The following is a 20,059-nucleotide window of genomic DNA, read 5'->3' on the forward strand; positions in this document are numbered from 1 at the left end:
TTGGCGATGGCCTGGAGGGCGTATCCAGCGGTCATTCCAGCCTGGCATGTTGGGAAAGCGCATCTGGATGCGCCGCGCAGGGCGGCTCGAATTTGAGGTAAAGGCAGCAGATCGTTCGCGCCCACGCTGGGCCGACGATCTATCTCGCATGACTTATTTGACATTCGGGCAGGGTGTCAGACAATGAAGCACCGATTGGAAATCTTCCGCGCCTGCGGATCGAGTTTAGAGTGAAGACGCTTCCGCCCAGAAAACACCGCCGCTCCTTGTTTTTGCCATGCTTCGTGGGTGCCATGGCGTTTTCGCTTGCCGGGCCGCTCAGCGCCGAAACGATGACCTTCCTGATGCAGCCCTTTCCCCCGATGATTCGGGACGACAATGGCGTTGCGCGCGGCCCGATGCCGGAGATGATGCACAAGCTCTGCGCGGCGATGAAGGTCGACTGCATCCTGAAATTCAATCCGTGGCGTCGGGCGCTGCAGGCGGGCGAAGTGGGCGAGGTCGACGGGCTGCTCGGCCTGGTCCGGCTGCCGGAGCGCGAGAGCAAGTTCTACCTCTCGCCGCCTTTGATACAGGGCAGTTATGCGGTCTTTGCGCGGCGCAAGCAGGCCGGGCTTTACCGCGCCTCGAGCGATCTGGCCGGGCATACCATCGGCGTCTATGGCCCTTCGGGCACCGAGTTGGTGGCGCACCGCGCCGCCGAGGCCGTGCAGCCCCGGGCTGCGGTGATCCGCGAAATCAGCAACGAGACCGCGCTCAAGAAATTGCGTGGCGGGCGTTACGGTGAGTTCGGCGTCGCCATTGTTAATCGCGACCTGGGTAACGCGATGCTGACGCAGTTGCAGATCGATGACGTGGTGCCCACCATCGATCTGGAAAAGGCGTATTACGTGATTGGCCTGTCAAAACAGAAATATACGCCCGAACAGGCGGAAAAAATGTTCGCCACCCTGCAGCAGCTGATACGCAGCGGCGCCCTGAGGGGCATCGCTGAAAACTACGGGATGAAGGCGGCATTCTAAGTGGACAGTGTGCCCCGGAAGCCCTGAGGGACGGAGGCGGCAAGACCGGAATCGCGTTAGTGGAGATCGCATGCAACGGTGACGGAAAAATGCGGTCTATTCAGCTGAAGGGTCTTTCGGCCCGTCTGATTTTCGCGATTTGCGGTTTTTGAGAGGTTTGCATGGAGAGTAAGCGTCCCGTCGTCGTCATCGTTGGCGCGGGTTTTGGAGGTCTGGCTGCCGTTCGGGCGCTGGAGAAGGAAGCGGTCGATATCGTTCTCGTCGATCAGCACAATCATCATCTGTTTCAACCTTTGCTCTATCAGGTGGCGACCGCCTGGCTGTCGCCGGCGGACATCGCGGCGCCGGTGCGCAACGTGTTTTCGCGCCAGAAGAACCTGTCGGTGGTGCTCGGCAAGGTGGTCGCAGTCGATGCCGGGGGCAACAACCTGACCATCGACAACGGCATGCACGTCTACGAGCAAGCCTACGATTACCTAGTGCTGGCCACCGGCGCCCGCCACGATTACTTTGGCAACGACCAGTGGGAGGCCTTCGCGCCGGGCCTGAAGACGCTCGACGATGCGATCGGCATCCGCGAGCGCCTGCTCATGGCCTTCGAGCGCGCCGAGATGGCGACCGACCCCGAGGAGCGCGATGCGCACCTGACCATCGTCATCGTCGGCGCCGGGGCGACCGGCGTCGAGATGGCCGGCTCCATCGTCGAGCTGGCGCGCGCGGCGCTGGTCAAGGATTTCCGTCGCATCGACCCGCGTCAGGCGCACGTGCTGCTGGTCGAGGCCGGGCCGCGTGTGCTGCCGGCCTTCCCCGAGCACCTTTCGGTGGCTGCCAAGCGTTCGCTGGAGAAGCTCGGCGTGCAGGTGAAGGTCAATTCGCGGGTGACCAAGTGCGAGGCCGGCAGCGTCACCATCGGCGACCGGCGCGTACCGGCCGAGACGGTGATCTGGGCCGCCGGGGTCAAGGCTTCGCCGGCCGCAGCCTGGCTCGGCGCCGAGGCCGACCGGGCCGGTCGGGTCAAGGTCGAGCCCGATTACAGCGTTCCCGGACATGGCAACGTGTTTGTGATCGGCGATACGGCTTCGCTCGTCGATGCCGACGAGCGCCTGGTGCCGGGCGTGGCGCCCGCCGCCAAGCAGGCCGGGCACTACGTGGGCGGGGTGATTCGCGCGGCGCTTGCTGGCCGCTCCAAACCTGCGCCCTTCCGCTACCGCGATCCGGGCAACATGGCGACCATCGGGCGCCATGCCGGTGTTGCCGATTTCGGTTGGGTGTCGCTGCGCGGGCGGGTGGCCTGGTGGCTGTGGGGCATCGTGCACATCTACTTCCTGATCGACTTCCGTAGCCGGCTCACGGTATCGATCAACTGGCTGTGGTCCTTCCTCACCTTCAAGCGCGGCGCGCGCCTGATCACCAGCGAACAGCAGAGCGCGACGCGCGAGTAAGCGGGGATTGGCCAGGCAGGCCTAACCGGACCGGTGGATTCCGGTTAGGCGCAAGTTTGAGTGTCGTTTTTGGCCCCGTTGGCTTGAGTGGGCTTAGCGGGCGGCATCGCTTGTGGTGTCGCGCCGGCGCACAGATGTTGTTGGCTCCACTCCATCATCGACACCAGGAGGGGAATGAAGCTTCTTCCCCTTTCCGTCAGTGTGTATTCGACCTTGGGCGGAATTTCCTGATAGACGGTTCGGGAAACAAAACCGTCGTCCTCAAGTTCGCGCAGCTGTTTGGTCAGTGTCGATTGGGTGATTTCACTGATCTGACGGCGAAGTTCGCCAAAGCGGCGGACTTTGAAACTGGCGATGTACCAGAGAATGAGAATTTTCCATTTGCCGTTCAGGACGGACTGGAGGGTGCGCATCGAAACGCACTGGCTTTCCGGGCTGTATTGAAATTTGCTGCCGAGTTGGATGGTCATTGCTTCATATCCTTTGGGTGCCGCAAGCGTAACGCAGGCGTGAATCAAAGGCAATCCACTGTCAAAAAGAGTACCTGGTATCTTTTTAAATACTGGTTTCATTTTGCGGATTAATTCCAGTAAATGACCGTGCTTGTGCAAATCGATTTGCGTAAATAGACTCGAAATAAGGGTTGCGTCTGGTGAATTCCAGGATGCCCGGTTGTTTTTTGATTCTATCGTGAGGATGATTTGCTATGAAATTGAGAATGTCGGTCGTGGCCGGTTTGATCGCAGAAGAAACGCGGCGCATGAGACCGCTTGAAACGCAAAGGCTTTGCGCAGACCTTTACGTGATCCAGGATGGCTTTGCCAATGTTTTCCTGGTCAACACCGGCGATGGCTTCATCGCCATCGATGCCGGAATCAACCCCCAGAATATCGCGCGGGAGATGAAAATCCTTGGGATCGAGCCTTCGGCCGTGAAGGCGGTCTTGATCACGCACTCGGACATCGATCACGTTTATGGACTCGGGGCCTTTCCCGCGGCTGAAGTCTTCCTGCCGGAGGCTGAGCTGCAGATGCTCGGCAAGTACCGGATATCGATGTCGGAGCAGGCTTGGGCGGACGCCTGCGTCCGCTACGCGGACTTTGTTCCTGCGGCCGGAGAAAACCTGTTCGGCGAGGCCGAGTTCTGGCCGGAAGACGACTGCGAGGTCGTCGAGACCGCGCAGGGAAAAACCATTTCCTTCCTGAAAAACCGGATCGCTTCGAGCTATCAGCTGGTGCGCGACGGAGGGCGGCTGGATTTTTCCGGAACGAAGGTCGATGTGGCGCTGATCGCGGGGCATACCCAGGGTTTGACGAGTTATATCGTCAATGACAAATACGCTTTCGTCGGCGATGCCTTGAGTCTGCTAGAAGGGCGTGTGGAGCCGTTCAATCATTTTCTCAATCGCGACGAAGCGCAGCACAGAACAAGCATCAGCAAGCTCCGGGATATGGGTGGGTTCAAGTATTTGCTGACCCAGCATTACGGCTATACGGCTGAAATCGACCAGGCTTTTTCGAGCTGGAGTGCGTGAAATGGCGAGTTCCGATAAAAATGGAATCGCGCTGGGGACACTGGCGCTGATCAATCTTTTGTGCGCGCTTTTTCATGCGGTTTTTCAAATTGATCTGCTGGCCGCCGAGGGGATTTATCGAGAATTTCTGTTGACTGAGAATCTCGTGGTGACTTTCATCTTCGCCTATTTTGGCTTGGTTTTGCGTTATGGGCGGCCCGAAGAAAAAATCGTCCTGGCGAAGATGAACATCCTGTTCTGGGCGGCGCTCGTCGTTTTCGTGCTGCTGGTGCGCCCACCGGTGACCACGCTCAGCCTCGTGGCCGCTGTTCTCTTCCTGCCCCAGTATTTTTATCTGCTGTTTCTGGGGAGCGTTGCGCTGGTGCTGAGCGTTCTCGTTTATCGACGGGGGCGAGGCAAGACGGGGCTTGCGACCTGATCGCCGGCGGCGAGCGTCGTGGGCGTCCGCTGCCGGATGAGTGGTGGCGATGCTCAGGCGTTTGGCGACCAGATCCCGAGTTCGCCGAGCTGCTTTCTCGCCGCCGCAGCCCAGCCGCGGTTAGCGGCTGGGCTGGCGGGGCTGGGGTGAAGGATGCGCCCGAAGCGCACCGGCGTGCCGGCGAGCGCCTCCCGGGCACGGCCTTCGGCGAAGGCGCCGATGCCGACCACCCATTCGGCTTGAACGGCGGCGACGAGTTCGCGCAGGTGTTCGTCGCAGGCCGCGTAGAGCGGTGCGGCTTCGTGTGCCGGAAGCTTGTCCGGCGTCAGGTTGCGGCCGTGGTCGAAGAAGGCGAGCGGACAGTAGTTGGCGACGAAGTGCTCGGCGAAGAAGGCGTCGGCACTTTCGAATTCCTCGGCGAAGAGGCCCCACAGGCGGCGGCCGGAAACTTCCGAGCGGGTACAGGCGTAGCCTTCGACCGGACGCTTGGGGTTCTCCTGCGCCGGCTTGCCGACCGGGGCTTCGACACCGAGCCAGTCGCGCGCGGCGGCGATCTCGCCGAAGGGGATGCCGCACTGCACCATGCCGAAGGGGCCGGGGTTCATGCCCAGAAAAACGATGCGCTTTTTGCTCGCGCCGTAGCGGCGCAGATACTTCTCGTGCGGCGCCCAGGCGTAGTCGAGCGGGTTGTAGACGTGGCTGACGGGCGGGGCGAAGGCGAGCGCATCGACCTTGGCCGAGAGGCGGCGGGCGGCGTCAATCAGGTGCTGGGCGGTATCTGACATGGGCGTGAAGGAATCAGTCGGGGTCGTTGGCATCGTTTTTTTCGCCCAGCGCGGTGAGCGGGCGGCGCATGGCGTAGACCATCAGCACCCCGGGCAGGGCGACGAGCACCGAGAAGAGGTAGAAGGCCGGCCAGCCGATGGTTTCGGTGAGCACGCCGGCGACCGGGCTGACATAGATGCGGCCGACGGCGGCGAGCGCCGAGAGCAGCGCGTAGTGGGTGGCGGTGAAGCGCCGGTTGCACAGCGCCATCAGCAGGGCGACCAGGGCCACGGTGCCCATGCCGCCGGTGACGTTTTCCAGGGCGACGACGGCGAGCAGCAGGAAGTCGAGCGAGGCCGCTTCGCGCAGGGCGATCAGCGTCCAGTCGAAGGGCGGCACCAGAACGCTCCCCCAGGCGCCCTTGCCGAGCACGGCGATGCCGTAGAAGCCGAGGTTGGAGAGGAGCTGCAGGACGCCGAAGAGCAGCAGCGCGCGGTAGAGGCGCAGGCGCATCATCAGGAGGCCGCCGACGAGGGCGCCGAAGATGGTCAGCCACAGGCCGATGATCTTGTTGGCGATCCCGACTTCGGCCTGGGTGAAGGTCAGCCCCTTGATCAGGAAGGCCGTGGTCAGGCTGCCGGCGAAGGCGTCGCCGAGCTTGTAGAGCACGATGAGGACGAGGAACAGCGCCGCGCCGGGCTGGGCGAAGTAGCTCTCCAGTGAAGCATTGAGCGTGGCGAAGCCGGCCTTGCGTGCCGCCCACCAGGCCAGCGGCAAGGCCAGCGCGATCTCGGCGAGCACGAAGATAAGCTGCACCCAATGGTTGCGGTCGTCGGGATCAAGGCCGCAGAGGATTAACGCCTGGCGCGCGATCAGGTAGCCGGCGACGACGCCGGCGAGCATCGCCGCGAAGCCGAGGAGTTCGCCGCGCGCATCGGATTGTGGAAGGGCCGAGGCCGGGATGGTGGCTGCGTCGCGCGTGAGGCCGGGGATGGCGAAGAGCGAGAAGGCCGCGGCGCCGGCCATCAGCACGCCCATGGTGGCGTAGACGCGCGGCCAGGATTGCCACTGGTCGGCCCAGATCAGGGCGATGCCGCCCGAGAGGATCATCGCCAGGCGGTAGCCGAAGACGTGCAGCGAGGCGCCCGGGCCGTGCTCGGTCGGGTCGCGTAGGAGGTCGGCGCGGTAGGCGTCGACGACCACGTCCTGCGAAGCCGAGAGAAAGGCGATGAGCAGCGCGATCTGGGCGAAGAGCATCGGCTGCGCGTGCGGCGACAGGGTGGACATGAAGAACAGCCCGGCCGCGAGCGCCAGCTGGGTGAGCACCAGCCAGCCGCGCCGGCGCCCGAGCCAGGGCGGCTCGAAGCGGTCCATCAGCGGTGCCCAGAGGAACTTGAAGGTGTAGGGGATGCCGACCAGGCCGAAGAAGCCGATGGTGGCGATGCTGACCCCGTCGATCGCCAGCCAGGCCTGCATCGCCTGCCCGGTGAGGGCCAGCGGCAGGCCGGAGGCGAAGCCGAGCAGGAGGATCGCCGCCAGACGATGCAGGCGGCGGATGCGGTCGAGGGGGCGTGAGCGGCTGGACGCGTGCACCGGCTCAGGTCCGGCCGAGGCGGTAGAAGGCCAGGCTGCCGTTCAGGTTGGGGTCGTCGGTCACCGGCCGGCCGGCTTCGTCGAAGGCCAGGCGCTCGCGCACCACGATGCCGAGCTGGGCGCACAGGGCCTCGAAGTCGACGATGGTGAAGAAGCGCACGTTGGGCGTGTCGTACCAGGCGTAGGGCAAGTCTTCAGAGACCGGCATGTGGCCGGAGGCAATGGCCTCGCGGTTGGCGCGGAAGGCGAAGTTGGGGAAGCTGACCACGGCTTCCTCGGCGACGCGCAGCATTTCGCCGAGGATGCTTTCGGTGGCGTGCATCGCCTGCAACGCCTGCGAGATGATGACGTGGTTGAAGGCGCGGTCCTCGAAGCCGGAGAGGCCGGCCTCGATGTCGCTCTGGATGACGTCGACGCCGTTGCGGATGCAGCCGAGCACGCCCTCGTGGTCGATCTCGACGCCGTAGCCCGAGACGTTCTTGGTCTCGCGGAGGTAGCGCAGGAGCTTGCCGTCGCCACAGCCCAAATCGAGGACATGTTCGCCCGGCGGAATCCAGTTGGCGATGACCGCGAAGTCGAAACGCTCGCGTTCCTTGGCGCCGGGGATCAGGGGCAGCGGCGGCGCGGTATTGAGGGCGACGTGCGGGGTCATACGCGGATGTTCTCCAGGTAGGCGCGCATCACCGCGTGGTAGTGCGCGTCGTCGAGCAGGAAGGAGTCGTGGCCGCCATCGCAGTCGATTTCGGCGTAGGCGACGTGGCGACGGTTGTGCATCAGCGCGTTGACGATCTCGCGCGAGCGGGCCGGCGCGAAGCGCCAGTCGGTGGTGAAGCTGACCACCAGGAAATCGGCCGTGGCGCGCGCGAGCGCAGCCTTGAGGTCGCCGCCGTAGGCGTAGGCCGGGTCGAAGTAATCGAGCGCCTTGGTGGTGATGAGGTAAGTGTTGGCGTCGAAGAAGGTCGAGAACTTGTCGCCCTGGTAGCGCAGGTAGGACTCGATCTCGAATTCGACGTCGTAGTTGAAGCGGTTTTCGGCGTGCCGGCGCTGGCGGCCGAATTTTTCGCCCATCTGGCTATCGGAGAGGTAAGTGATGTGCCCGACCATGCGCGCCAGGCGCAGGCCTTGAGCCGGGACGACGCCATGCTCGGCGTAGTGGCCGGCGTGGAATTCGGGGTCGGTGAGGATGGCCTGGCGGGCGACCTCGTTGAAGGCGATGTTCTGCGCCGAGAGCTTGGGCGCCGAGGCAACGACGATGGCGTGGCGCACCCGCTCGGGAAATTGCAGCGTCCATTCGAGCGCCTGCATGCCGCCGAGGCTGCCGCCCAGCACCGCGGCCCAGGTGTCGATGCCGAGGTGGTCGGCGAGGCGCGCGTGCGCGGCGACCCAATCCTCGACGGTGACCATCGGGAAGTCGGCGCCGTAGCGCTTGCCAGTTTCGGGATTGATCGACAGCGGGCCGGTCGAGCCGTAGCAGCCGCCGAGGTTGTTGACCCCGACGACGAAGAACTTGTCGGTATCCAGCGCCTTGCCGGGGCCGACGAGGTTGTCCCACCAGCCGACGTTGCGCGGGTTGTCTTCGTAGTAGCCGGCGACGTGATGGCCGCCGGAGAGGGCATGGCAGACGAGGATGGCGTTCGAGCGCGCGGCGTTGAGCGTGCCGTAGGTTTCGTAGACGAGTTCGAAGCCGGGCAGCACGGCGCCGGACTTGAGCGGCATCGGCTCGGCGAAGCGGGCCCGTTGCGGCGCAACCGGGCCGACGGAGGTTTCTGCGGACATTGCGGTCGGTTTCGGAAAAACAAACGCCCAGTCGGCACGAACAAAGCGGACTGGGCGACGCCGCTTTAGCCGGATTTATTGAGCGCCCGCAAGCTGATCTTCAAATCGGCGCTATGGGGGGCAAGTTACCGTCGGCGCTGGCAAAAGTCAAATTCGCGGCCTCGCGCCTCCCGGCGAATGGCCATATCTTGCGGCGAGTGTCGGGGCCTCAGGCGCCGGGCGTCGCGGTGTTGAGCTTTTCCAGCTGTTCCTGGATGCGCACGCTGTCGTCGAGGCGGACCAGCCGTTTGACGAGCGGCGTCAGCTCGCTCGCGTCGCTCTGCTTGACCTTCTGCTTGACCGCCGGAATCTGCGCCGGGTGCATCGAAAACTGGCGCAGCCCCATGCCCAGCAGCAGGCGGGTGAGGTTGGGGTCGCCGGCCATTTCGCCGCACATCGAAACCGGCTTCTCGGCCTTCTCGGCGCTTGAGATGACGTGTGCCAGCAACAGCAGCACCGCCGGGTGCAACGGGTCGTAGAGGTGGGCCACCTGCTCGTCGGAACGGTCGATGGCCAGCGTGTACTGGATCAGGTCGTTGGTGCCGATGGAGACGAAGTCGAGCTTGCGCAGGAACATGTTGATCGCCAGCGCGGCGGCCGGCACTTCGATCATCGCGCCGACCTCGATGTGTTCGTCGAAGGCCACTTTTTCCCGGCGCAGGCTTTCCTTGGCCTGCTCGAGCAGGGCCAGGGTCTGCTCGATCTGGTGCGCGTGCGAGAGCATCGGGATCAGGATCTTGGTCTTGCCCAGGCGCGAGGCGCGCAGGATGGCGCGCAGCTGGGCAAGCAGCGAGCGCGGCTCGGTCAGCGACAGGCGGATCGAGCGCAGGCCCAGCGCCGGGTTGCTGCGCTGGCGCTCGTCGACGGCTTCTTCCGACTCGAGGTTCTTGTCGTTGCCGAGGTCGAAGGTGCGGATCGTCACCGGGCGTCCGTCCATGCCCTTGACCACCTTGCGGTAGGCCTCGTACTGCTCTTCCTCGCTGGGCATGTCGCCGCGCCCGAGGAAGATGAATTCGGTGCGGAAGAGGCCAATGCCTTCGGCGCCGTTCTCGAGCGCGGCCGGGATGTCCTCGGGCACTTCGATGTTGGCCAGCATGTCCACCTTGACCCGGTCGAGGGTGGTGGCCCGTGCCGTCTTGAGCAGCTTGAGCTTGGAGCGTTCGAGTTCGTACTGGCTTTTGCGCAGCTCGTATTCTTCGAGGATGCGCGGGTCGGGGTCGACGATCAGCACGCCGCGCGTGCCGTCGACAATCACCGTTTCCTTGTCGCGGATCAGCTGGCGGGCGTTGTGCAGGCCGAGCACCGCCGGCATGCCCATGCCGCGCGCCAGGATCGCGGTGTGCGAGGTGGCGCCGCCGACGTCGGTGACGAAGGAGGCAAAGGCCTGATCCTTGAAGGCCATGATGTCGGCCGGCGAGAGGTCGTGCGCGACCAGGATCTGGGTCTGCCCCTTGACTCCGCGGGCGCGCGCCGTGAGGTGCGGCGAGCCTTGGCCGGAGAGTTCGCGCACCACGCGCTCGACCGCCTGACGCACGTCGTAGCTGCGTTCGCGCAGGTAGATGTCGTCGATCTTCTCGAACTGTTCGACCAGCACTTCCATTTGCTGCACGATCGCCCACTCGGCATTGCAGCGCCGCTCGCGGATCAGCTGTTTGGGCGTCTCCGAAAGTTCGGGGTCGGCGAGGATCATCTGGTGCAGGTCGATGAAGGCGCCGATGTCGGCCGGGGCGTGTTCGAGATTGTTCTTCATCGCCGCGAATTCTTCGCGCACGCGCAGCAGCGCGGCTTCGAAACGGGCGACTTCCTTCTCGACGAGGCGCGGCGAGATGAGGAGGTGGGAAACCTCGAGCGTGGCCTGCGAGATGAGGTGCGCCTGGCCGATGGCGATGCCGCCGGAGACCGGCAGTCCGTGCAGGGTAAAGCTCATGGCGGGCCTATTCTCCTTCGCCGAACTTGTCTTCGATTAGCCGCACCAGGGCCGAGAGGGCGTCGTGCTCGTCGCTGCCGGTGGTCTCGATGACCACCATCGAGCCTTTGCCGGCAGCCAGCATCATCACCCCCATGATGCTTTTCGCGTTGATCCTGCGGCTGCCTTTTTCCATCCACACTTCGCTCTGGAAACCGCCGGCCAATTGAGTCAACTTGGCCGAGGCGCGGGCGTGCAGGCCCAGTTTGTTGGTGATCTCGATTTCGGCGCGGGGCATGGGAGTCGATTCCGGTAGAAAAATGAAAGAGGTCAGTTGCCGAGCATGTTGATGACGCCGTCGTGACCGCCGCTGACGGCCTTCTGCAATACAGTCGGCATGTCGTGCGTACGATAGGTGATGACGCGCAAGAGCATCGGCAGGTTGACACCGGCAACGCCTTCGATGCGTCCCGGGACGAGAAGTTTGAGCGCCAGGTTGGCGGGCGAGGCGCCGTGGATGTCGGTGAGCACGAGCACGCCGTCGCCGGAATCGACCTCCGTCAGCAGGCGGCGGGCCGTCGGCAACAGGTCGAGCGGGTCGTCCTGGGCGGCGACGCCGAGCTGGGCCAGCTGCGGCGGGCGCTTGTTCAGTACGTGGCAGACGTTCTGGACGAGGCTTTCGCCGAAGGTGCCGTGAGAGATGAGAAGGATGCCGATCATCGTGGTGTTCCTCCGGGGCTAGCCCGCATTTTAAGGGGATTCGGGCCGTATCGGAACGATTCTCGTCATAAGCGGTGCGTGGCGCCGTCGCGTTTCAGGGCACGATGCGTGGCGCGGGCTCGGGCGTGGCGACGAACTTCAGGCGCGCGTTCAGGGCGGCGCTGATTTCGAGGCTGCCGTCGGCGTCGACGCGCAGGACGTGGGTGACGCCCAGGCGTTCGGCCAGTGCGGGCCAGCTTGCGCCGGCGATGAACAACGGTTTGGAGAGCGCGTCGGAACGCATTCCGGCCTGCGCGCCGCCGGGAATGAGCACGGTCAGCGCACGGGTGTGCTGCGCCGGTTCGCCGCTGCGTGGGTCGATGAGGTGCGAATAGCGCTGGCCGCCGACCTCGAAATAGCGCTGGTAGTCGCCCGAGGTGCCGACCGCTTCGCCGTCGGCGAGTTCGAGCGTGGCCAGCGCGCCGGGCTGGCGCGGGTGCTGGATGCCGACGCGCCAGGGCTCGCCGTTCTTGCGCCCGAGCGCCATGACGTTGCCGCCGATGTTGATCAGCGCGTTGCCGACCCCGTGTGCGCGCAGGATGGCCGCGGCGCGGTCGAGGGCGACGCCCTTGAGGTAGCCGCCGAAATCGATGGCGACCTGGCGCGAGCGACTGCTGACGCGGCGCCCGTCGAGGCGAAGGTCGGCGATCCCGGCCGGCGCGGCGCGCCATGCGGCGAGCGCCGCCGGGTCGGGCAGTTGGGCTGGGTATTCGTCGTTCTGGAAGCCCCAGAGGGCGATCAGGCGGCCGATGCCGGGGTCGAACAGGCCATCGGCCGCGGCCGAAAGCGCTTGCGCTTCGAGCAGCCAGGCGGCGAGTTCCTCGCTGACTTCGGCGCTCTTGCCAGCGGCGAGCGCGGCGTTGAGCGTGCTTAACTCGGACGGTTGCCAGGCATGGTAGCTGCGGTGCAGGCGGTCGAATTCGCGCAACACCGCGCCGGTGGCGGCGCGCGCTTCGGCTTCGGGTTGGCCGGCGACGATGACTTCGACCCGGGTACCGAAGACGAAGGCTTCCTGCTGGACGAGCGGCGGCGCCGGGCGGCAGGCGGTCAGCGCAGGCAACGCAAGCAGTGCGGCGAGGATGAAAAGCAGGCGGGCGGGCAGCGCCCAGGTGCGACCCGAACTCAATCCCGGCACGCCTTCTCCAGCGCGGCAACGAACATCGTTGCCGCGTCGAAGCCGGTCTGCGCGGCGATCTCGACCATGCAGGTCGGGCTGGTGACGTTGATTTCGGTGATTTTGTCGCCGATCACGTCGAGGCCGACCAGGAGCAGGCCGCGCGCGGCGAGGACCGGCGCCAGCTCGTTGGCGATGGCGCGGTCGCTGGCCGACAGCGGGCGAGCTTCGCCACGGCCGCCGACGGCGAGGTTGCCGCGCGTCTCGCCGGCCTTGGGGATGCGCGCCAGGCAGTAGGGCACGACTTCGCCGCCGATCAGCAGGATGCGCTTGTCGCCTTCGGTGATGGCGGGGAGGAAGCGCTGGGCCATGATCGTGCGCTGGCCGTTCAGGGTCAGCGTCTCGATGATGACGTTGCGGTTGGGGTCGTCCTGGCGAACGCGGAAGATCTGGCTGCCCCCCATGCCGTCGAGCGGCTTGAGGACGGTGTCGCCCTCGCGCTCGATGAAGGCCTGCAGGCGCGCCGCATCACGTGCCACCAGGGTCGGCGCAGCGAGGTGGGCGAACTCGAGGATGGAGAGCTTCTCCGAGTGGTCGCGCAGGGCGCGCGGCCGGTTGAAAACGCGTGCGCCCTCGGCCTCGGCGCGTTCGAGCAGCCAGGTGGCGGCGACGTATTCAAGGTCGAAGGGCGGGTCCTTGCGCATCACCACGGCTGCGAACTCGCGCAGCGGAACCGTATGGCGGATCAGTTCGACGTGCCACTCGGCGTCGTCGGGCAAGAGTTCGAGGTGCACCGCCTCGGCGCAGACGCCGTGCAGCGCGTCCCAGTGAAGCGTGGGCAACTGGATGGTCCACACCGCGTGGCCGGCGGCCTGCGCCGCGCGCATCATGGCGATGCTTGAATCCTTGGCCGGTTTGAGGTGGTCGAGCGGGTCGACGATGAAAGCGAGGCGCATGGCAGTTTCCGGAAAAGACGGCCGCGGGCGGTCAGGCGTGGGCGGTGGCCGAGATCAGCGTTTCGACCGGTTCGGTGCGTTCGATCTCGAGCGCCGCGGCCAGTTGCGCGAGGCGGGCGACGACGCCATAGACGTAGAAGCGGTTGGGCGGCGCGTCCGGCTTCTGGCAGCAGTCGGGCAGCGAGCAGCTGGTTTCGAAGGCCAGCGGTTCGAAGTGCATGCCTGGCGCGTTGAGGTTCTCGTCGATGCCGCGGCCGTTGTTGACGCGGTAGAAGCCGCCGACCACGAAGCGGTCGATCATGTACACCACCGGCTCGGCGACGCCGGCCTGATCGCCCTCGCCGACGTGTTCGTGGGTATGCACGCCTTCCTGAATGATGACCTGCGAGACTTCGAGGCCTTCCTTGATCACCGACATCTTGTTGCGCTGCTTGCGGTTGAGGCCGACGACCTCGGAGGCGTCCTTGACCGTCATCACGCCCATCCCGTAGGTGCCGGCGTCGGCTTTGACAACGACATACGGGGTTTCCTGGATGCCGTATTCGGCATATTTCTCGCGGATCAGGGTCAGCACCGCGTCGACGTTGGCGGCAAGGCAGTCCTCGCCCTGGCGGTCGTGGAAATTGACCTGGTCACAGACCGAGAAATACGGGTTGATGCGCCAAGCGTCAATGCCGACGAGGCGGGCGAAGTCTTCGGCGACCTCGTCGTAGGCGGCGAAGTGGTTGGACTTGCGCCGCGTCGCCCAGCCGGCGTGCAGTGGCGGCAGGACGAACTGTTCGTCGAGGCCGCGCAGGATCTCCGGCACCCCGGCCGACAGGTCGTTGTTGAGCAGCACGGCGCAGGGGTCGAAACCGTCGAGGCCGAGGCGGTGCGCGCTGCGGCGCAGCGGTTCGAGGAGCAGGGAGGCGCCGTTGGCCAGATCGACGCGGGTCGGCGCGGTGACTTCGGGCAGCAGGCTGCCCAGGCGCACGTCGAGGCCGGTCAGGCGCAGGATGTCGACCAGGCGGGCGACGTTCTGCAGGTAAAACTGGTTGCGCGTGTGGTTCTCGGGAATCAGCAGCAGGCTGCGGGCGTTCGGACAAATCTTCTCGATCGCCGTCATCGTCGCCTGTACGCAGAGCGGCAGACAGGATTCGTGCAGGTTGTTGAAGCCGCCGGGGAAAAGGTTCATGTCCACCGGCGCGAGCTTGAAGCCGGCGTTGCGCAGGTCGACCGAACCATAGAACGGCGGCGTGTGCTCCTGCCACTGGCCGCGGAACCAGCGCTCGATCTCCGGCGCGGCGTTGATGATCTTGGCCTCGAGTTCGAGCACCGGGCCATTGAGGGCAGTCATCAGATGAGGAACCATGTCGTCTCCGCTGACGCGTCCAGGCGTCAGAATATTGTCTTGAGTTTGGCCCACCATGTTACACCGGTGGACGGGGCGAAGGACTGGAAGCCCGCCGGCAGCGGGCATTGTTCGAGGCTGCGCTGGGTAAACAGGAAGCGGCCGTCGCAGACGAAACCAAGGTCGTCCCAGTCGACGGCGTTGAGCGCTGCGGCCAGCGCATGCACGTCGACCTTCGGATCGTGCGCGAAGATCGCCATCACGGCGCCGTCGTAGTGTGGACAGTCGTGGACGAAAAAAGGTTTTGCCCGGCGCGTTTTGTTGTTGACGTAGACCCGCGGCTGCTCGCTTTGATAGTAGCCGCGTCCCCATTGCCACCAGTTGTATTCGTCGAAGCTGCGGATGCGCCGCGCGATCAGGCGGGCATGATGCGGCAGCAGCGCTTCGGGCGGCGGTTCCCCGGGTTCGCACCAGATCATGCGCCGCGTCTTGCCGTTGCGGGCGGTCGACGAACAGACGAAGTCGCGGTTGCCGTGGATTTCGTCGGCATACAGCTCGTCGGCGCCGGAGACCGCGCCGACCTTGACGAAGGCGATGTCGGCCAGACGCATCGGATAGTCGTGGCGGGCGAAGAGCAGGTGTCCGCCGCTCTCGACGAAGCGCCGTTCTTCCCAGACCAGTGTCTGCAAGCCGGTGATGCCGTCGCTGGCGCCGAGCGCCGCGTAGCGCGTGCGCCGGGTCTCGTCGCCGCGCACGAAGCGCCAGATGGCGCAGTTCGGGGTCGCGTCGTCAAAGAGGTGCAGGTCGCCCAGGTCGATGAAGTCGGTGATCGTCCCGACTTCGAAGAGCCGCGCGTTGAGCGGCACGGCCGACGTCGCCTTGAGGAAGTCGCGTGGGGTGATGAAGATCAGCTCGCCGCCCGGTTCGAGCAGGCGCAGGCATTTTTCGATGAAGAACAGGTAGAGGTTGGCACGCTTGTCGAGCACGCTCTCGCCGATCAGGCCGAGGGTGCCCGGGGCAATGTCCTGGTAGCGGACGTAGGGCGGGTTGCCGATGATGGTGTCGAAGCGCTCGTCCTCGCCGAGTTCGAAGAAGTTCATCACTTCCGCCCCCGGCGGCGCGTGGCGCGGGTCGACCTCGATTCCGAGCGCGTCCGGGAGGTGCTGCAGGAAAGCGCCGTCGCCGCAGGCCGGCTCAAGCACCCGGCCACGGTTGTGGACGAGACGCAACATGCAGTCGACGATGGCCGGCGGGGTGAACACCTGGCCGAGCGCGATCCGGTCGTAGTCGGAAATCAGGCGGGAAGCATCGGCAGGCGGCATGGAGGGCAAGGGAAACAAAGGAAAGCGCGAGTATACGCCGGAAAGCCCGCCCGTCCGGCGCGGCGCCTCTGGCCGATGGTAACGATTGCGAACGGTGATGAATGGCCGTCGAAACCCGGGACTACGATGCTTGCGGGTTGCCTGCCGCATCTCTCGGGGCGCGGCGGTGTCGCCCGCTGCTAGAACCATAACGATGAGCATTACTTCAGTTCATGACCATTACGCTCAGGGAAAAGGAGTAAGACGATGAAATTTGCATTTGCAGCAGCAACACTCGCGGTGTGCGCCGCACTCTCCGTTCCGGCTCAGGCTTTCGACGGTTACCGGCTTGAGTCGGCCACCACCCTCAAGAACAAGGGCGGCGGCTGGGACGGGGTGAGCCTCGATCAGGAGCGGGGCAAGCTGTACCTCGGTTTGCGCAAGGAGGGGCTGCAGGTCTTCGACCTGAAGACGAAGAAGGTGGTCCGGACGATCGCGGGCACCGAGGGCTCGAGCGGCGGCACCCTGATTCCGGATTTCGACCTGGGCATTTCGAATAACGCGGCGGGTTCGATCACCCCCTTCAAACTGTCGACCGGCAAGGCGGCGGCGCCCATCGCCATGGGCGGCGAACTCGAAGACAGCGTTTACGATCCGGCCACCAAACGCCTGGTCGTCAAAATGGGCGCCAAGGGCGATGCGACCGAATTCGTGGTGCTCGCCATTCCGTCGCTGGAGAAGGTGGGCACGATCAAGCTGCCGTCCAAGCGGCTCGACGGCACGGCGGTCGATGGCAAGGGCCTGCTGTTCGTCGATGCGCGCGACAAGAACGTCGTCTTCCGTGTGGACATGAAGACCTTGCAGGTCAATGCCGAATGGAAGATCGACCACTGCGAAGTGCCGAGCGGGATGGACATCGACCCCGATAACCAGCGCCTGTTCGTCGGTTGCCGCGGCAAGGGCGAGGTCAAGCCGGTGCTCGCGGTGCTCGATACGCAGTCGGGCAAGACCGTGTTCACGCACGAGATCGGCCGCCAGAACGGAGGGGTGATCTACGACGCGGGCAGCAAGCGCATCTTCACCGCCAACGGCTATGACGCGTTCCTGGTCGTCTTCCAGCAGTACGGGCCGGACACCTACAAACCGGTCGAAGCGCTGGGCACGCGCCCGGGCGCGCGGACGATCGCCCTCGACGAGAAGACGCGCAAGCTTTACACGCTGGTGGCCGAAGGCTCGGCTGACTTCGACAAAAAGATCAACACCGGGGTCGGGCCGTTTTACCCCAACACGTATTTCCCCGACACCTTGCAGGTGCTGACCTACGGCCGGAAATAATCGTCTTTGGCCTTCCCGCCACGGCGCCGGCGTGTTCCGGCGCCGTTTTCGTCTGCATGGCCGTACGCCCCTCGGCGAATGGGCTACACTGGCCCGGAATTTCCAACAACAGTCCAACAACCAAGGGAGAACGTCATGCGGATTCTGATGCTTGGGGCCGGCGGTATCGGCGGTTATTTCGGCGGGCGGATGCAGGCGGCGGGCGGCGATGTGAGCTTCCTCGTGCGTCCGGGGCGGGCGGCGCAGCTGGCACACGACGGGCTGCGCGTGCAGAGCCCGTTCGGCGACCTCACGCTGCCGGCACAGACGGTCACGCAGGAAACGCTGGATTCGACCTATGACGTCGTCTTTGTTTCGTGCAAGGCCTACGACCTGGCTTCGGCGATCGAGGCCATTGCTCCGGCGGTCGGTCCGGAGACGGCGGTCATCCCCTTGCTCAACGGCATCCGCCACGTCGACCTGCTGGTCGAGCGCTTCGGCGCGGCGCGCGTGCAGGGCGGCGTAGCGCTGATCTCGGTGGCGCTGGCCGCCGACGGCACGGTGCAACACCTCAACAAGGTGCACAAACTCATCGTCGGCAGCCGCTCGGCATCTGAAAACCGTTGGCTGGCGCCGCTCGTCGAACTGCTGGGCAAGTGCGGCGTCGATTTCACCCCTTCGCCCAACGTCGTGCAGGCGATGTGGGACAAGGTCGTCTTCCTCGCCACCCTGGCCGGCTCGACCTGCCTGATGCGCGCCAGCGTCGGCGACATCATGCACACCCTGGCCGGCGAGGCCTTCGTGCTAGCCCTGTTTGCCGAAGGCGTGGCGATCGCCGCCGCCAGCGGTCAGCCTTTGGGCGAAGCGCAGCAGGTGGCCTACCTCGGGCAGCTGACCGACCCGGCCTCCGGCCTGATGGCCTCGATGCTGCGCGACGTCGAGCGCGGCGGGCCGACCGAGGCCGAGCACATCCTCGGCGACCTGGTCGCTCGGGCGCAGGCGAAGGGCGTCGCGGCGCCCAATCTGGCACTGGCCTACTCGCACCTGCAGGCCTACGACCGGCGCCGTCTGGCGGCATCGGCCTAGAGCCCAACAAAGACGCGGCCCCGGGCGCCGTTACAAGGCGCGCCGGGGCTTGTTTTCAGGCCGTGCCGGCGTAGCGTCAGGCGGGAACGGGCTGGCGCAGCAGGTGTTCGAAGGCGGCGAGCGAAGCCTTGGCGCCTTCGCCCATGGCAATCACGATCTGCTTGAACGGCACGGTGGTGCAATCGCCGGCGGCGAAAACGCCGGGCAGCGAGGTGCGGCCGTGCGCGTCGACCTCAATTTCGCCGCGCGCGTTGCGCGCCAGTGTGTCGTCGAGCCATTCGGTGTTCGGCAACAGGCCGATCTGGATGAAGACGCCTTCGAGCTCGATGCGCCGCGTTTCGTTGCTGTTGCGGTCGGTGTAGGCGAGCGCGCCCACCTTGCCGCCCTGACCTTCGATCGCTGCCGGGACGGCGTGCTCGATGATCGTGACGTTGGCCAGGCTGCGCAGCCGCTTTTGCAGCACCGCATCGGCGCGCAGGGCGTTGCGGGTGAGCAGGGTGACGTGGCCGACGACACCGGCCAGATCGATCGCTGCTTCGACGCCCGAGTTGCCGCCGCCGACGACGGCGACGCGTTTGCCCTTGAACAGTGGCCCGTCGCAGTGCGGGCAGTAGGCAACGCCGCGGCCGCGGTATTCGCGTTCGCCGGGCACGCCGAGTTCGCGCCAGCGGGCGCCGGTGCTCAGGATCACCGTCTTGCTGCGCAGCACGGCGCCGTTCTCGAGGCGGATTTCGGTCAGCCCGTCCGCGCCCGGCACGAGGCCTGCCGCGCGCTGGCGGTTCATCAAGTCGACGTCGTAGTCGAGGACGTGCTGCTCGAGCGCGCCGGCCAGTTTGGGGCCTTCGGTCGCCGGCACCGAAATGAAGTTCTCGATCGCCAGCGTGTCGAGCACCTGGCCGCCGAAACGTTCGGCGACGATGCCGGTGCGCACGCCTTTGCGCGCGGCGTAGATCGCCGCCGCGGCACCGGCCGGGCCGCCGCCGACGACAAGCACGTCGTAGGGCGCCTTGTCGGCGAGGGTGGCGGCTTCGCGCGCGGCGCTGCCGCTGTCGAGCTTGGCGAGGATGTCCTCGAGCGCCATCCGGCCCTGGCCGAAGACTTCGCCGTTCAGGTAAATCGTCGGCACGGCCATGATCTTGCGGGCGGCGACTTCATCCTGCGCTAGGGCACCGTCGATCATCGTGTGCTCGATGCCGGGGTTGAGTACGGCCAGCAGGTTGAGCGCCTGCACGATGTCCGGGCAGTTGTGGCAGGAGAGGGAAATGTAGGTTTCGAAACGCAGGCCTTGCTGGCCAACGGGCAGCGCACGGATCTGTTCGATCACCGCGGGTTCGACGCGCGGCGGGTGGCCACCGGTCTGTAGGAGGGCGAGGACCAGCGAGGTGAATTCGTGGCCGAGCGGCAGCCCGGCAAAACGGATGCGGGCGGCCGTACCTGGCAGTCCGACGGAAAACGAGGGACGGCGCGCGTCCTGGCCGTCTTCGCGCACTGCAACCTTGGGCGAGAGCGCAGCGAGGTCGGCGAGCAGGCGGCGCATGTCTTGCGCGGCGGCGCTGGCGTCGAGCGTGGCGACGAGTTCGATCGGCTGCTGCAGTTTTTCGAGGTAGGCGGACAGTTGGGTTTTGAGCGCGGCGTCGAGCATTTTTTATTCTCCCTTGGGATGTGCGGTGAGGCGTGCGGCAAAAAAACGCCCCCGCCGTGGCG

General features: G+C 65.5%; 19 protein-coding genes. 6 read left to right on the forward strand and 13 right to left on the reverse strand.

Annotated elements, in window-relative coordinates; genetic code table 11:
- Positions 1 to 230 precede the first annotated feature (230 nt).
- Together QMB55_RS12710 and QMB55_RS12715 are read left to right on the forward strand one after the other, a co-directional pair.
- Positions 231 to 1,022: a substrate-binding periplasmic protein gene (locus QMB55_RS12710; protein ID WP_497589087.1), complete on the forward strand. Its 792-nt coding sequence runs from the start codon at positions 231 to 233 to the stop codon at positions 1,020 to 1,022.
- A 161-nt stretch (positions 1,023 to 1,183) separates the two neighbouring features.
- Entirely contained in the window at positions 1,184 to 2,464 is a 1,281-nt protein-coding gene (locus QMB55_RS12715) for an NAD(P)/FAD-dependent oxidoreductase (protein WP_497589088.1), read from the forward strand.
- 44 nt (positions 2,465 to 2,508) lie between these two features.
- Here the strand turns inward: QMB55_RS12715 and QMB55_RS12720 are convergent, their stop codons facing one another.
- On the reverse strand, positions 2,509 to 2,934 hold the full coding sequence (locus tag QMB55_RS12720; protein ID WP_497589089.1) for a winged helix-turn-helix transcriptional regulator: 426 nt from the start codon (positions 2,932 to 2,934) through the stop codon (positions 2,509 to 2,511).
- Between the two features lie 236 nt (positions 2,935 to 3,170).
- On the opposite strand from QMB55_RS12720, the gene QMB55_RS12725 reads away from it, so the two are divergent.
- Complete coding sequence (locus tag QMB55_RS12725; protein ID WP_497589090.1) at positions 3,171 to 3,998, forward strand: MBL fold metallo-hydrolase; 828 nt, start codon at positions 3,171 to 3,173, stop codon at positions 3,996 to 3,998.
- A 1-nt stretch (position 3,999) separates the two neighbouring features.
- The gene (locus QMB55_RS12730) at positions 4,000 to 4,416 is read left to right on the forward strand and encodes a hypothetical protein (RefSeq protein WP_497589091.1); all 417 of its coding nucleotides are present in this window, start codon (positions 4,000 to 4,002) and stop codon (positions 4,414 to 4,416) included.
- A gap of 53 nt (positions 4,417 to 4,469) precedes the next feature.
- On the opposite strand, the gene QMB55_RS12735 is transcribed toward QMB55_RS12730, so the two are convergent.
- The 11 genes from QMB55_RS12735 to QMB55_RS12785 form a co-directional block, all read right to left on the reverse strand.
- Complete coding sequence (locus QMB55_RS12735) at positions 4,470 to 5,201, reverse strand: uracil-DNA glycosylase family protein (protein WP_497589092.1); 732 nt, start codon at positions 5,199 to 5,201, stop codon at positions 4,470 to 4,472.
- A 13-nt stretch (positions 5,202 to 5,214) separates the two neighbouring features.
- Positions 5,215 to 6,774 carry an AmpG family muropeptide MFS transporter gene (locus QMB55_RS12740; RefSeq protein WP_497589093.1) on the reverse strand — a complete coding sequence of 520 codons (1,560 nt, stop codon included), beginning with the start codon at positions 6,772 to 6,774 and terminating at the stop codon, positions 5,215 to 5,217.
- Positions 6,775 to 6,778: 4 nt separating this feature from the next.
- Positions 6,779 to 7,426, reverse strand: coding sequence for a methionine biosynthesis protein MetW (gene metW / locus QMB55_RS12745; protein ID WP_497589094.1), 648 nt, complete (start codon positions 7,424 to 7,426; stop codon positions 6,779 to 6,781).
- On the reverse strand, positions 7,423 to 8,550 hold the full coding sequence (metX, locus tag QMB55_RS12750) for a homoserine O-succinyltransferase MetX (protein ID WP_497589095.1): 1,128 nt from the start codon (positions 8,548 to 8,550) through the stop codon (positions 7,423 to 7,425). The genes metW and metX overlap by 4 nt, the downstream gene beginning before the upstream one ends.
- 208 nt (positions 8,551 to 8,758) lie before the next feature.
- The gene (gene ptsP / locus QMB55_RS12755) at positions 8,759 to 10,516 is read right to left on the reverse strand and encodes a phosphoenolpyruvate--protein phosphotransferase (protein ID WP_497589096.1); all 1,758 of its coding nucleotides are present in this window, start codon (positions 10,514 to 10,516) and stop codon (positions 8,759 to 8,761) included.
- Between the two features lie 7 nt (positions 10,517 to 10,523).
- Positions 10,524 to 10,793 (reverse strand): HPr family phosphocarrier protein, encoded by a 270-nt coding sequence (locus tag QMB55_RS12760; protein ID WP_497589097.1) that lies wholly within the window; start codon positions 10,791 to 10,793, stop codon positions 10,524 to 10,526.
- 32 nt (positions 10,794 to 10,825) lie between these two features.
- The gene (locus tag QMB55_RS12765; RefSeq protein WP_497589098.1) at positions 10,826 to 11,215 is read right to left on the reverse strand and encodes a PTS sugar transporter subunit IIA; all 390 of its coding nucleotides are present in this window, start codon (positions 11,213 to 11,215) and stop codon (positions 10,826 to 10,828) included.
- Between the two features lie 94 nt (positions 11,216 to 11,309).
- Entirely contained in the window at positions 11,310 to 12,389 is a 1,080-nt protein-coding gene (locus QMB55_RS12770) for an FAD:protein FMN transferase (protein ID WP_497589099.1), read from the reverse strand.
- Positions 12,377 to 13,324 (reverse strand): glutathione synthase, encoded by a 948-nt coding sequence (gene gshB, locus QMB55_RS12775; protein ID WP_497589100.1) that lies wholly within the window; start codon positions 13,322 to 13,324, stop codon positions 12,377 to 12,379. The genes QMB55_RS12770 and gshB overlap by 13 nt, the downstream gene beginning before the upstream one ends.
- Before the next feature lie 31 nt (positions 13,325 to 13,355).
- On the reverse strand, positions 13,356 to 14,675 hold the full coding sequence (gene gshA / locus QMB55_RS12780; protein ID WP_497589101.1) for a glutamate--cysteine ligase: 1,320 nt from the start codon (positions 14,673 to 14,675) through the stop codon (positions 13,356 to 13,358).
- A 26-nt stretch (positions 14,676 to 14,701) separates the two neighbouring features.
- On the reverse strand, positions 14,702 to 15,976 hold the full coding sequence (locus tag QMB55_RS12785; protein ID WP_497589102.1) for an Eco57I restriction-modification methylase domain-containing protein: 1,275 nt from the start codon (positions 15,974 to 15,976) through the stop codon (positions 14,702 to 14,704).
- A 246-nt stretch (positions 15,977 to 16,222) separates the two neighbouring features.
- On the opposite strand from QMB55_RS12785, the gene QMB55_RS12790 reads away from it, so the two are divergent.
- Positions 16,223 to 17,290 carry a YncE family protein gene (locus QMB55_RS12790; RefSeq protein WP_497589103.1) on the forward strand — a complete coding sequence of 356 codons (1,068 nt, stop codon included), beginning with the start codon at positions 16,223 to 16,225 and terminating at the stop codon, positions 17,288 to 17,290.
- 135 nt (positions 17,291 to 17,425) lie between these two features.
- The gene (locus QMB55_RS12795; protein WP_497589104.1) at positions 17,426 to 18,355 is read left to right on the forward strand and encodes a ketopantoate reductase family protein; all 930 of its coding nucleotides are present in this window, start codon (positions 17,426 to 17,428) and stop codon (positions 18,353 to 18,355) included.
- Between the two features lie 76 nt (positions 18,356 to 18,431).
- Here the strand turns inward: QMB55_RS12795 and ahpF are convergent, their stop codons facing one another.
- Complete coding sequence (gene ahpF / locus QMB55_RS12800) at positions 18,432 to 19,997, reverse strand: alkyl hydroperoxide reductase subunit F (RefSeq protein ID WP_497589105.1); 1,566 nt, start codon at positions 19,995 to 19,997, stop codon at positions 18,432 to 18,434.
- Positions 19,998 to 20,059 lie beyond the last annotated feature (62 nt).

The sequence above is a fragment of the Propionivibrio sp. genome (assembly GCF_041441355.1).
In the GTDB taxonomy this organism is placed as follows: domain Bacteria; phylum Pseudomonadota; class Gammaproteobacteria; order Burkholderiales; family Rhodocyclaceae; genus Propionivibrio.